A 12566-nucleotide genomic window follows, 5' to 3' on the forward strand; every position below is an offset into this window, starting at 1 on the left:
CATGCGGCATGCAGCGATAGCACCGGTGGCGCCCGGCTGGGACAGCCATGTCCATGTGTTCGACGCCCAGGCGCCCGTGGCCGCGGGCCATTACCGTCCTGTGCACCGGCCGCTGGCCGACATTGAGCAACTGGCCCAGGCCTACGGCTTCGGCCACCTGGTGCTGGTGCAGCCCAGCGTCTACGGCACCGACAACAGCGTGCTGCTCGACGCGCTGCGCGCCGGCCGGGGGCGGCACCGCGGCGTGGTGGTGCTGCCGCCCTCGGTGGACGACGCGGCGCTGGCTGCGATGCATGCGCTGGGCGTGCGCGGTGTGCGCTTTAACCTGGTGTCGCCCGTCGGCGACAGCCTGAAGGCGGCGCAGGGCGGCGCGGCGGACAGCTTCCAGGCCCTGGCGCCGCGCCTGCGCGCCCTGGGCTGGCATGTGCAGTGGTATGCCTCCCCCGACGACCTCCCGGCGATCGCCGCCTTGCATGCCGCCAACCCGGTGCCCGCGGTGCTGGACCACCTCGCGGGCATGCATGCGGGGATTGCCCCCGGCCACCCGGCCTGGCGCGCGCTGGAGCAGCTCACGGCCCAGGACGCCTGGGTCAAGCTTTCGGGCTGGTACCGCCTGGGCGCGCAGGCGCCGTACGAGGCGCTTTATGACGTGATCCGCAGGATGGCGGCGCTGTTCGGCCGTCGCCTGGTCTGGGGCTCCGACTGGCCGCATACCGCTTTCGCGCCCGATGCGCTGCCGGCCTATGCCAGCACCTGGGAGCCCGTGTCGCGCGCGCTGACGGCGGTCCAGAAACAGTGCACCCGGGAGCTGGCGCCGGCCGCCTTGTACGGCTGATCGCCCCCTGGGGCGGCCCGGAGCCCGGAGTGGCTTAAAATCACGGGCTACGCCATTTTTAACCGGAGTTCTCCATGCCCAAGAAAATCAGAGTCGAAGCCGACATCTGCGCCCCAAAGCCAGTCCCTCCCAAGGGCTACACCATCACCACCGGCCGCGGCCAGAAGATCAGCCTGGAGCGCGGTTCGCACACCCGCAGCAAAAAGAACCCTGGCAAGCGCCCCCATCAGGGTTGAGCCGGTTCTGCTGGTGCGGCCACAGGCTGCATCCAAAAAAAGCGCCCTGAGGGGCGCTTTTTTTATGGTCCAAATGGCTGGCGTTCAGTGAATTGGGTTCGATGCGGTATCCAATCCAGATAAAAAACTCCTCTTGATGGAAGACGGCCATGATGTTTAATCCATGAATAACGTCAACGGGGGGTACCGAAAATGTTGTCCAGAATTGCAGTTTGCCTGGCATTGATCCTGGGACTTGGATGTTTTTCCATTTCAAGCAGCCAGCCAGTTGCAAAACCCGTCGTAACAATAGATCTCTGGGTACCGCACGCATTTCCCATAGCGATCTACCGCAACATCAGGGCGGATCATTTGAATCAAATGCTGGTTGATTCATTTTCCGAATTCAATTTTTCCCTGCTTGCTAAAAGAAAAGATGCGGATGACAGCACGGTCTTCCAGTTCTCCTATCCTATGGATAAGAACGGTAAATCCGGAACCATGATTTTTGAATTCAAGGTTGACGGCACCGTTGTCAAGAACAAGTGCATGAATTGCTTCTTGCGAAGGGGACGAATACTGAACGAGAGGGACATGGGGAAACTGCCATGGATGGCCCAATACGATCTCAGCAGCCGGCTCTACCCTGACATCGACCAAGCGTATGCGTCAATCAAAAGCAAATCCCGGGATTACCTCGATCCCCAGCACGGGTTTGATTACAAAACCATGTGGAGCGGGGAGCGTAATCGTCCGGGTTACAACAATTCCTACGTCAAGGTCAAACTGCCGGATCTGAAGCGGGAGGTAGCCCGCGCCTTCACGGAGTCCGGATTCATTTTGCTGCGTGACAGCAATCCTGCCGCCGATGCGGCTGATTCCGTTCTGGCCTTTTCATTTCCGGTCGACAGCGATAAACCCGCCGGGGTGGTGTATTCGATTCAGGTCGAGAGCCAGTTCGATGCCGATGGCTTTTGCTACCCCTGCGAAATCAGGCCGGTGTATGACCCTTACCAAGCATTGCCGCCCGCGGGCCTCTCCGCCATGGCCAGCCGGCTGACACTGGCTTCGCGGTTCGAGGCCGGCCTCGACAGCGCCTACGAGCACACCCGGGTGTCAACGGAGCGCTACCTTCGGCCTAGAACCCAATTCATGCGGCCACCAAAATCTGCTCCGCTGGGCTCTGTGCGGCCACCACCAGCTCCTCCGACATGAGTCTGTACATGCCGATGGGCTTCGCCAGTCGCGGCCCGTTTCTCTACGGGCCGTGGTTTGACGGGCTGTTCCTCTTCGGCACAGTAGGCATCGCGCTGGTCCTGGGCGCTTTGGCCATGATCTCGCCGGCGATGTTTGTTGCGGTGGTGCTGGTGGATATCTGGTTGTTCGCCAGCCCTCACGTCATTGCCACCTATACCCGGATCGGGTTTGACAAAGCTCACATCAAAAAGCACTGGTTCCTGATCTTCGGTTTGCCGCCCATCGTGCTGGTACTGGTCACGATGGTCGCGCTGGCCTATGAACTGGGTGGCCTGTTCACTGTGTATTTCATCGCCCAAACCTACCATGTGACCCGGCAGTCCTTCGGTATTTCAAGGGCGTACAGAAGGGCCGATCCGCAAGCGGCGGCCCCTGATCGTTTGTCGGAAAGCCTGATCTATCTCTTTCCCCTGTGGGGTTTGATGCACCGGTGTGCAACGGCCCCTGAGTCTTTTTATGGGTTCCCCATTTATCTTCCGGCCGTTGACGCCGCACTGGCTGACGCAACAGGCATAGTCGCGGTCCTTGCCGCCGCATGGTGGGCGTATCGGCAGATACGCCTTGCGCTGGCGGGGCGGCTTAACGTGGGACACAGCCTGTTTGTGGCATCGCACCTGCTTGTCATCAGCGTGGCCTACCTGTGGGTCACGGACATCACGTCGGGGTGGCTGGTGGTCAATATCTGGCACAACCTGCAATACCTGCTGTTTGTCTGGCTGCAAAATGTCCGGCGTAATGCGCAGGGGCCTATCGATACCCAGGATCTTCAGCGCCTGGTCAAGCCCTTGAAAAACGCGGGCAAATATCTCGCCGTATGCCTGGTGCTGGGGGCCGTGATGTACCAGGCGCTGTCGGTGGCCGGCCAGCAATTGGTCTGGCTGGGCCTGCCCACCGTGTTCATCCTGCATTTCACCGTGAATTTCCATCACTACCTGGTGGACGGCGTGATCTGGAAAAGACCTAAACCCGGCGCGTGACGCAGCCGGCGCGGGCCTGGCCGGTTTCAGCGCTCGAGCGCAGCCGCCATGCGGTGCGGCATGAGGCGTTCGCGTGGCGCTGCACCGCCCCACAGGCTCAGCATCAGGTCCACGATGACCGGTCCGAAATCCTGGTGCGGAATTTCGACCGAGGTGAGCCACGGGGCGAGCCAGGCATTGATCGGGTTGCCGTCGATGCCGACCAGCTCGCAGTCGCCGGGCACCCGGATCCCGCTCTCGCGGGCCACGCGGTGCAGCCCATAGGCGACCTGGTCGCTGATGCACATCGCGCCACGCGGCCAGGTACCGGGCGCCGCGAACTGGGCCGCGGCGGCGTAGCCGATTTCCAGGTGCGAGATGCCCGGGGCCTCCACCCGGCGGATCCGGTCGGCCGACAAGCCTCTGGCGACGGCCCGTTCGCAGAAGCCCTGCACGCGTTCCCGGGTCGTGGACGACCCGCGCGACGGAAATACCACGGCCGGCGCGTCGATGCCGCGGTCGAGCAGATAGTCTGCGGCGGCGGCGCCGGCCGCCAGGTTGTCCGGCCCCACGAAGGCGCAGGTGCCGAACGGGCTGCGCCGGCTCACGAAGACCATGGGCGCACCGCGCTCCACGAAGTCGCGCAGGCCGTCACTGGGCTGCGCCGCGACCATCACGTAGCCCTGCACGACTTGCGAACGCATGGCGTTGAGATAGTCGTCCTGCAGCTCCGGCCGGTCGTGCGTGTCGCACAGGATCATCGTGTAGCCGGCCTGGCGCAGCGCGGCCTCGGTGGAGGCGGCCAGCGTGGCCATCACCGGGTTGTCGAGGTTGGCGGCCAGCATCGCGACCAGGCGGCTCTCACGGCTGCGTAGCGCGCGCCCCAGCTGGTTCGGGTGGTAGCCCACGGTCTTGATCGCCTCGCGCACGCGCGCCAGCGTTTCCGGCGAGGCCCGCCGGGTCTCGCCGTTCACGATGCGCGAGACGGTGGAGATGGAGACGCCGGCTTGCACGGCGACTTCGCTCAGCGAAACCGGGCCGACGCCCTTGCGCCTGCGCGGGGTGTCGTCGGTCATCGCTGCGGGCGGCAGGCCTGCCGGGTCTGGACGCCGCAGCGAATGTCAGGTTGGCGCGAAGGCCGGACAGGCGGATGGCGAGGCGGGAGTCCGGCGAGTGGAAAGCGAAGCATCGATGGGGCGTATTGTGTGAAAACAGGGGGCGACGGCGGGTGGCCGACCGGCGGCGCGATCGGTGCGTGCCATCAACAACATATAACCGAGAAAACCGCGACTGACAAGTATGGCAAACGATTGCCAAGCGTTGGCAAACGTTTGCCATAATACTCCAAAGCTCCCAATAATCGCAAACCCACGGCACAGGACGACATGGTTTTCACATCGCCGGCAGCCGACGCGCATTCCTGAAGCCGACGACCGATCGGCCCACCTTCTTTTTTTCCAGAAAGAGACAACCATGACCATGAACTTCCAGCTCCGTTCCCTCGCCAGGCACGCCATGCGCGCCGGCCTCCTGGGCGCCGCCGTTGCCACGCTGGCCACCAGCGCTTTCGCCGACATCCGTGTCATGTGCTACCAGGACGGCAATGAATGTGATGTCACGGCCGACCTCATCAAGCGTTATGAAGCCCAGAACGCCGGCGCCAAGGTGATCCTCGACGTGGTGCCCTACAAGACCGTGGTTGAGCAGCTGCCGGTGCAGCTCGCGGCCGGCCAGGGGCCCGACATCGCGCGTGTCGCCGAGATCGGCGGCCTGTCGAAGAACTACATCGACATCAGTGCCTATGTGAAGGACCGCAAGTACTGGGAAGACAACTTCGGCAGCACCCTGCCCTGGATGCGCAACAAGGCGGGCGACAAGGGCATTTACGGTTTCCTGTCGCAAATGACCATGACCGGCCCCTTCGTCAACAAGACCTTGTTCGAGCAGGCCAAGGTGCCCATGCCCGGCCCCAAGGCCACCTGGGAAGAGTGGGCCGATGCGGCGCGCAAGGTGGCCAAGGCCACGCAGACCCCGGCCGCCATGGCCTGGGACCGCTCGGGCCACCGCTTCGCGGGCCCCGCCGTCAGCTACGGCGCGAAGATCTTCGACGCCAAGGGCAACCTCACGGTTGACGCGGGCTACAAGACCGCCGTGGGCAAGTTCGTCGGCTGGCACAAGGACGGCACCATGCTCAAGGACGTCTGGGGCGGCTCGGGCGGCTCCAGCTATGCCGATGCGGTGGGTGAATTCAAAAACGGCCGTGTGGTGATGATCCTGTCGGGTTCCTGGCAGATCAACCGCATGCAAAAGGAAATCGGCAATGCCTTCGACTGGGTCGCCGTGCCCAACCCTTGCGGTCCCGCCGCCTGCTCGGGCATGCCCGGCGGCGCGGCCTGGGTGGCGCTGAAAACCACCAAGTCCCCGAAAGAGGTGGGCCGTTTCCTGGACTTCATGGCGCAGGAGGCCAACGTCGCTGAATTCGCATCGCGCACCAATACCATTCCAGCCCACACCGGGGTGGCCAAGCGAGGCCTGGCGTACACCAGTGCGGGCCCGGCCGCCAAGGCGGCGCTCACCGTCTTTACCAACGGCACCGGCACCATCGCGGCCCCGGCCTACGCGCTGCAAGGCTACAAGTACAACCGCGCCCTGATGCTGCCGACCGTGACCCGCGTCACCCAGGCCATCGTGGGGGAGATCAGCGTGGACGAAGCCGTGACCAAGATCGGCACCGACATGGCCGAGGCGGTCAAACAAGCCGAGAAGTAGAGCACACCCCCGTGGCGCGCACTGCGTGCGCGCCTCCCCCCTTGCGGGGGGCGACAGCTGCGGCCCGGCAATGCCGGTTCCGCGCTGTCACTGGCATAAGGCCGGGGCGTAGCGAGTGCCCTTGGGACAGTAGATCGGAGTCGGTATGTCAATCTTTTCGGCCTTTCTGGGCTTTTTGTTCAACCTGTTCGAGCCGGTCTTCCGGCTGGGCCAGAAATGGCTGGGCGCATCGCGCATAGGCTGGCTTTTTGTCGGGCCCAACCTGGTGATCATCAGCATCTTCACCTTTTTGCCGATTGTGGTGAACCTGGTGTATGCGGTGACCGGCGGGGTGAACCTGCTGCCCACGCAGCGGCCCTTCACCGGGCTGGAGAATTTCGCCATCCTGCTGGAATGCCGCGACTATGCGGACCTGCAGACCTGCCGCACCGACATCTTCTGGCGATCCATTGCCAACACGGTCAAGTTCAGCCTGATCCAGGTGGCCTTGATGGTGTTCTTTTCGCTGGCCACGGCCCTGGTGCTGAACCGAAAAATCATAGGCCGCGGTTTCTGGCGTGGCGTGTTCTTCTACCCGGTGTTGTTGTCGCCGGTGGTGGTGGCGCTGATCTGGAAATGGCTGCTGCAAAGCCAGGGCGTGTTCAATGCGGGCCTGGTGGCCATGGGCGGCTCGCCCATGGACTGGCTGCTGGACAGGCACTGGGCCTTCTTCTGGGTGGTGGTGGTGTCGATCTGGGCCCACATGGGTTTTTACACGCTGATCCTGCTGGCCGGTCTGCAGGCCATTCCGAAGGATGTCTATGAAGCCGCCGAGATGGACGCCGCGCCGCCCTGGCGCGTGCTCAGGCGCATCACGCTGCCGCTGCTCATGCCCAACCTGATCGTGGTGCTGGTGCTGGTGATGATCCGCGCGGTGCAAAGCTTTGACGAGGTCTTTGTGCTCACCGGCGGCGGCCCGGGCTCGGCCACCACCTTCATCGTGCAGTACATCTACCAGACCGGCTTTGCCGAGCAGATCCACCTCTACGGCCTGGCGGCAGCAGCCTCGCTGATCCTGGCCGCCGGCCTGATGGCCCTGACGCTTGCGCAGCTGCGGCTGTCCAAGGCCAGCGAAGCCGGCAAGACAAAGAAATAAGCAGAGAACAGGACAAGGGTCATGGCAAATTTCTTTACCCGCACCAAGGGCCATAAATACGGTGGCACCAGCCTGCATTGGACCGACTGGGTTTCCTACGCCTACCTGCTGGCCGGCCTGATCGTGATGTTCGGCCCGGTGCTCTGGCTGGTGATGTCGTCCTTCAAGACCGAAAGCGCGCTGAGCCAGTTCCCGCCCACCTTTTTGCCCTACACCCAGAAGGAAGTGGTGGTGGCCGGCTACGACAAACCGCTGCCGTTGTATCAGGCTAAGGATGAGCAGGGCAAGACCCGCGAGCTGGCCCAGGTGCGGCGCATAGGCTTGGTCGCCACCATGGTCGACCCCGCGGCGCCGCAGACCGAGTTGCGCGTCAACATCAACGACCGCAAGCCGGTCAACGAACTCAAATTCGCCGGCAGCAACTACACCGAAATCTTCGGCAAGTTCGCCTTCGGCACCTATTTGTGGAACAGCGTGTTCATCACCGTGGTGGCCACCCTGCTCACGCTGCTGTTCAACTCCATGGCGGCCTTTGCGCTGTCCAAGTACCAGTTCACCGGGCAGAAAACGGTGTTCGTGCTGATCATCGCCACGCTGATGATTCCGCCCACCATCATCCTGGTGCCGGCCTTCCTGGTGATCTCGGAGCTCAAGCTGCTCAACAACCTCTGGGGCGTGATCCTGCCCGCGGTGGCCACGCCCACCGGCGTGTTCCTGCTGCGCCAGTACATGCTGACCATTCCCGACGAGCTGCTGGAGGCCGCGCGCATGGACAACGCCAGCGAATGGCGCATCTACTGGAAGATCATCCTGCCGCTGGCCGCGCCGGCCATGGCAGTGCTGGCCATCTTCTCCTTCATGTGGCGCTGGAACGATTTCCTCTGGCCGCTGATCGTGCTGTCCAAATCGGAGCACTTCACCCTGCAGCTCGCGCTCAACGCCTTCCAGGGCGAACTCAACACGCAGTGGCACTACCTGCTGGCGATGACCGTGATCACGCTGATTCCGATCACCCTGGTCTTTGCCTTCCTGCAGAAATACATCGCGACCGGCATTGCCAGCGCCGGCGTCAAATAAACCGAGGACTCTCCCGTGGCCACTCTTGAACTCGCCAACGTCGTCAAAACCTTCGACAAAGCCACCATCATCCATGGTGTGGACCTGGCCGTCTCCGACGGTGAATTTGTGGTCTTCGTCGGCCCCTCGGGCTGCGGAAAATCCACGCTGCTGCGCATCATCTCGGGGCTGGAGCCGGCCAGCAGCGGCGACATCCGCATAGACGGCCAGCGCGTCAACGAGGTCAGCGCCGCCCACCGCGGCTGCTCCATGGTGTTCCAGTCCTATGCGCTATATCCGCACATGAGCGTTTACGACAACATGGCCTTCGGCCTGGAGAACCTGGGCGTGGCCAAGCCAGTCATCGAAAGCAAGGTCAGCGCCGCCGCCGCCCTGCTGCAGCTCACGCCGCTGCTGCAGCGCAAGCCGACCCAGCTTTCCGGCGGCCAGCGCCAGCGCGTGGCCATAGGCCGCTCCATCGTGCGCGAGCCCAAGCTGTTTTTGTTTGACGAGCCGCTGTCCAACCTTGATGCCGAGCTGCGCGTCTCCATGCGCGCCGAAATCCGCGACCTGCACGCCCGCCTGGGCGCGACCATGATTTATGTGACCCACGACCAGGTCGAGGCCATGACCATGGCCGACAAGATCGTGGTGCTGCGCGCCGGCCGCATCGAGCAGGTCGGCTCGCCGCTGGAACTGTACAACCGGCCCTGCAACCAGTTTGTGGCCGGCTTTATCGGCAGCCCGCGCATGAACTTCGTGCCGGCGGCCGAAATGCCCGGCGCCAAGGCCGGCGCCCAGACCGTGGGCATCAGGCCCGAGCACGCGCGACTGGCGGACGACGGCCCGCTGCAACTGGCGGTGTCGCAGGTCGAGCAACTGGGCAGCACCAGCATCCTGCACGGCACGGTGGTGGACGGCGCGCCTTTCGAGCTGATCCTGAGCGGCCAGACAAGCATCAAGCGCGGCGACACCGTGCGCGTGAGCGCACCCGCGGAGCAGCTGCATTATTTCGACCAGAACGGCCTGCGCCTGTGAGCGCCATGCCCATCCCACACGACACGCCCGCCATGCGCCTGGACCATCCCCCCGTATTCGCCCTGCAATCCCGCAGCGGTAACCACCTTGTGCTGGGCAGCGACGGCGCCGCCGTGGCCCACATCTGGGTGCTTGAAGAAGACATCGTGCGCGTGATGCTGCTGCCGCAAGGCCAACTGCAAATGCCGCGCAGCTGGACGGTGGCGCCCGGCCTGGAGAACCTGCCCGCCGAAGGCCGCGACCGGTTTGACGTGAGCGGCTTTTCGTTGCCCGCCTTTGAGTGCGAGCTTGAGCAGTACGGCACGCAGCTGCGCATCAGCACCGCCGCCGTGCGCCTGAGCATCACGCTCAAGGGCTTCTTCTGCAATTGGGAAAGCCGGCACCAGGGCCGCTGGCAGGCCAGCGCCGCCGACCGCCCGACTCAGAGCTACAACTTCGGCTGGTGGGACGAGAAGGTCTACCACTATTTGCAGCGCGAGCGCGGCGAGGCCTACTTCGGCCTGGGCGAGCGCGCCGGCGACGCCAACCGCGCCGGCCAGCGCTACCGCATGTGCAACCTGGACCCCATGGGCTACAGCGCGCGCAGCACCGACCCGCTGTACAAACACATCCCCTTCTACATCACGCGAAAACCAGGTGATGGCGGCGAGAAGGATGCGGGCCTTTGCTACGGCCTGTTTTACGACACCTTGTCCGACTGCAGCTTCGACATGGGCCGCGAGATGGACAACTACCACGGCCACTACCGCTACTTCGTGGCCGACCACGGCGACCTCGACCTGTATTACATCGCCGGCGACGGCCCGGCCGCCATCACGCGCCGCTACACCTGGCTCACCGGCCGGCCCATCTTCCCGCCGCGCTACGCGCTGGGTTATTCGGGCTCGACCATGAGCTACACCGACGCGCCCAATGCGCAGGAGCGCATGGGCGAATTCCTCGAGCGTTGCGAGGAACACGACATTCCCTGCGACTCCTTTCACCTGTCCTCGGGCTATACCTCCATAGGCGGGGGGCGCTATGTGTTCCACTGGAACCGCGACAAATTCCCCGACCCCGCGCGCTTTGTGCAGAGCTACCTCGACCGCGGCGTGCGCCTGGTGCCCAACATCAAGCCCGCGCTGCTCGGCAACCACCCGCGCTTCGAGGAAGCCCGGCAGGCCGGCCTGCTGGTGCAGGACCCGGACGGCCAGCCCACCGCCATCCAGTTCTGGGACGGCACCGGCGCCTACCTCGACTTCACCAATCCCAAGACGATTGCCTGGTGGAAGAAACAGGTCACCGAACAGCTGCTGCAATACGGCATTCCGGCCACCTGGAACGACAACAACGAATACGAGATCTGGAGCGACAAGGCGCTGGCCCACGGCTTTGGCGCGCCGCGGCCCGCGCGCGAGGTGCGTCCGCTGCAGACCCTGCTGATGATGCAGGCCTCGCACGCCGCGCAGTCCGAGTTCGCGCCCGCCGAGCGGCCCTACCTGGTGTCGCGCTCAGGCGCCGCCGGCATGCAGCGTTATGTGCAGACCTGGTCGGGCGACAACTACACGGCCTGGGAGACGCTGCGCTACAACATCCGCATGGGCCTGGGTCTCGCGATGTCGGGCGTGTCCAACACCGGGCATGACATAGGCGGCTTCTCCGGACCCGCGCCCGGGCCCGAGCTGCTGCTGCGCTGGGTGCAGCACGGCATCTTTTTGCCGCGCTTCAGCATCCACTCCTGGAACGACGACAAGACCGTCAACGAACCCTGGATGTACCCCGAGGCCACGCCCCAGGTGCGCGCGCTGATAGGCCTGCGCTACCGGCTCATGCCCTACCTTTACGACCTGGTGTGGCGTTACCACAGCGCCTACGAGCCCATCATCCGCCCGACCTACCACGACTTCCCCGAAGACGCGCGCTGCCTGGAAGAAAACGACGACATGCTGCTGGGCGCCAACTTGCTGGTGGCCTCGGTGGTCGAGCCCGGCCAGACGCGGCGCCCCGTGTGGCTGCCAGGCACCGGGGGCTGGTACGAAGTGCACACGGCGCGGCGCTTTGATGCCGGCCAATCGATCACGCTGGAGGCGCCGCTGGACGGTCCACCCCCCTTGCTCGCGCGCGAAGGCTGCGCCATACCGCTCAACCTTGGCGAGGTCCATTTCGCGAACGCGCAGGATGTGCGCGGCTTCCAGGTCTTTCCGCAGCGAGGCGAGGGCAGTTTTGAGGCCAGCTGTTTTGAAGACGACGGCCATAGCCAGGCCTGGCGCAGCGGGGCTTATGGGCAGTGGCGCTTGCGTGTTGAGTCCGGCTCGCAAAGCCTGCACGTCACGGTCTCTCGCGAAGGCCAACGGCCGCCGGCTCAGGACACCCTGGTCTTGTTGCTGCCCGCCGCCGAGCAACGCAAGCTCAGCTTTGCCGGCGCAACGCTCGCACAGGAGCAACTGGAAGGCGCCTGGCGGCGGCTGACGCTAAAGCTCTAGCCCGGTGGCGCGACCGCGGCGCCTTCTATGCCATGGCGCGCCAGGGCCTCGGCCACAAAACCGCTGGCTTTCATTTGCTCGACAAAAGCGCGCAGCGCATCGGCGGCCGCTTCGCCGCGCGTCTTGGGCACGCCCATGGCCTGCCGTATCACCATGAAGTGGCCCGGCAGCAAACGCAATCCACCCCTCTGCCGGGCATCGGCTTCCAGCTGTTGCTTGACGCCGGCCGCGACATCCAGGTTCTGCTCCACAAAAGTGGCCACTGTGGTCGGTGAGCTTGGCGCCCTGACGATTTCGGCGTGCTTGAGTTCCCGGGTCAGGAACAGGTCGTAAGCGCTGCCCAGGCCCACCGCGACGCGGCGGCCGGCGTTGTCCACCTCTTCGTTTGCGCTTAACGGTGAGTCTTCGCGCACCAGGTAGCAGCCCTCGATCAGCACATAGGGCGCGGTGAAGGCGATCTCCTTGCCGCGCACCGGGTCGATCGCAAAAAAACCGAAATCGGCACGCTCCTCGTTCACCGCCTGCACGGACTTGGCCGCGGTATCCAGCACCACCAGCTCCAGGGGCACGCCCAGCCGCTGCGCAAAGGCTTTCGCCAGGTCTATGGACACACCGAAAGGCGCGCCCGTGGCCGGGTCAGCATTGGCCAGGATGGGGTTGCCCAGGTTGATGGAGGCGCGCAGCGTTCCGGTTGGTGCGAACAGCTTGGCAAGCGAGGCGTTGGTGGCCATCGAGGTTTCCTTTTTCAGGTGGCGAGGATGTTGGTGATTTTCTTCGGATTGTGCCGTGTGCTGGAGGAGTGTCCGCACGCCAGCAGGTCGACTGGATTAAAAGGCACAGGCC

Annotated in this window: 11 protein-coding genes; 9 read left to right on the forward strand and 2 right to left on the reverse strand. The window is 64.2% G+C overall.

Translation table 11 applies throughout. The features are described 5' to 3' along the window. The first annotated feature begins 1 nt into the window (after position 1). From AC1D09_RS01240 to AC1D09_RS01255, 4 genes are all read left to right on the forward strand, one after another. Entirely contained in the window at positions 2-835 is an 834-nt protein-coding gene (locus AC1D09_RS01240) for an amidohydrolase family protein (protein WP_477661612.1), read from the forward strand. Positions 836-909: 74 nt separating this feature from the next. Beyond that, on the forward strand, positions 910-1071 hold the full coding sequence (locus tag AC1D09_RS01245) for a hypothetical protein (protein WP_007863796.1): 162 nt from the start codon (positions 910-912) through the stop codon (positions 1069-1071). A gap of 192 nt (positions 1072-1263) precedes the next feature. Further along, entirely contained in the window at positions 1264-2265 is a 1002-nt protein-coding gene (locus AC1D09_RS01250) for a hypothetical protein (protein ID WP_477700900.1), read from the forward strand. Next, positions 2262-3284, forward strand: a complete 1023-nt coding sequence (locus tag AC1D09_RS01255) for a hypothetical protein (RefSeq protein ID WP_477661614.1) — start codon at positions 2262-2264, stop codon at positions 3282-3284. Before AC1D09_RS01250 ends, AC1D09_RS01255 begins: the two co-directional genes overlap by 4 nt. A 26-nt stretch (positions 3285-3310) precedes the next feature. Here the strand turns inward: AC1D09_RS01255 and AC1D09_RS01260 are convergent, their stop codons facing one another. Continuing rightward, a complete protein-coding gene (locus AC1D09_RS01260; RefSeq protein WP_477661615.1) occupies positions 3311-4339 on the reverse strand; it encodes a LacI family DNA-binding transcriptional regulator in 1029 nt (342 codons plus the stop codon). 397 nt (positions 4340-4736) lie between these two features. Between AC1D09_RS01260 and AC1D09_RS01265 the strand changes: the two genes are divergently transcribed. The 5 genes from AC1D09_RS01265 (at position 4737) to AC1D09_RS01285 (ending at position 11723) form a co-directional block, all read left to right on the forward strand. Continuing rightward, positions 4737-6032: an ABC transporter substrate-binding protein gene (locus tag AC1D09_RS01265; protein WP_477661616.1), complete on the forward strand. Its 1296-nt coding sequence runs from the start codon at positions 4737-4739 to the stop codon at positions 6030-6032. Between the two features lie 145 nt (positions 6033-6177). Beyond that, a complete protein-coding gene (locus tag AC1D09_RS01270; RefSeq protein ID WP_477661617.1) occupies positions 6178-7167 on the forward strand; it encodes a carbohydrate ABC transporter permease in 990 nt (329 codons plus the stop codon). Positions 7168-7188: 21 nt separating this feature from the next. Next, entirely contained in the window at positions 7189-8244 is a 1056-nt protein-coding gene (locus tag AC1D09_RS01275; RefSeq protein WP_477664682.1) for a carbohydrate ABC transporter permease, read from the forward strand. A gap of 15 nt (positions 8245-8259) precedes the next feature. Continuing rightward, positions 8260-9261: an ABC transporter ATP-binding protein gene (locus AC1D09_RS01280; RefSeq protein ID WP_477664683.1), complete on the forward strand. Its 1002-nt coding sequence runs from the start codon at positions 8260-8262 to the stop codon at positions 9259-9261. 32 nt (positions 9262-9293) lie between these two features. Then, positions 9294-11723 carry a glycoside hydrolase family 31 protein gene (locus tag AC1D09_RS01285; protein WP_477664699.1) on the forward strand — a complete coding sequence of 810 codons (2430 nt, stop codon included), beginning with the start codon at positions 9294-9296 and terminating at the stop codon, positions 11721-11723. On the opposite strand, the gene AC1D09_RS01290 is transcribed toward AC1D09_RS01285, so the two are convergent. After that, positions 11720-12454 carry an ABC transporter substrate-binding protein gene (locus tag AC1D09_RS01290; RefSeq protein ID WP_477664684.1) on the reverse strand — a complete coding sequence of 245 codons (735 nt, stop codon included), beginning with the start codon at positions 12452-12454 and terminating at the stop codon, positions 11720-11722. The genes AC1D09_RS01285 and AC1D09_RS01290 overlap by 4 nt on opposite strands. Between the last annotated feature and the right edge of the window lie 112 nt (positions 12455-12566).

It is taken from the genome of Polaromonas sp. P1_A2, from assembly GCF_056406895.1.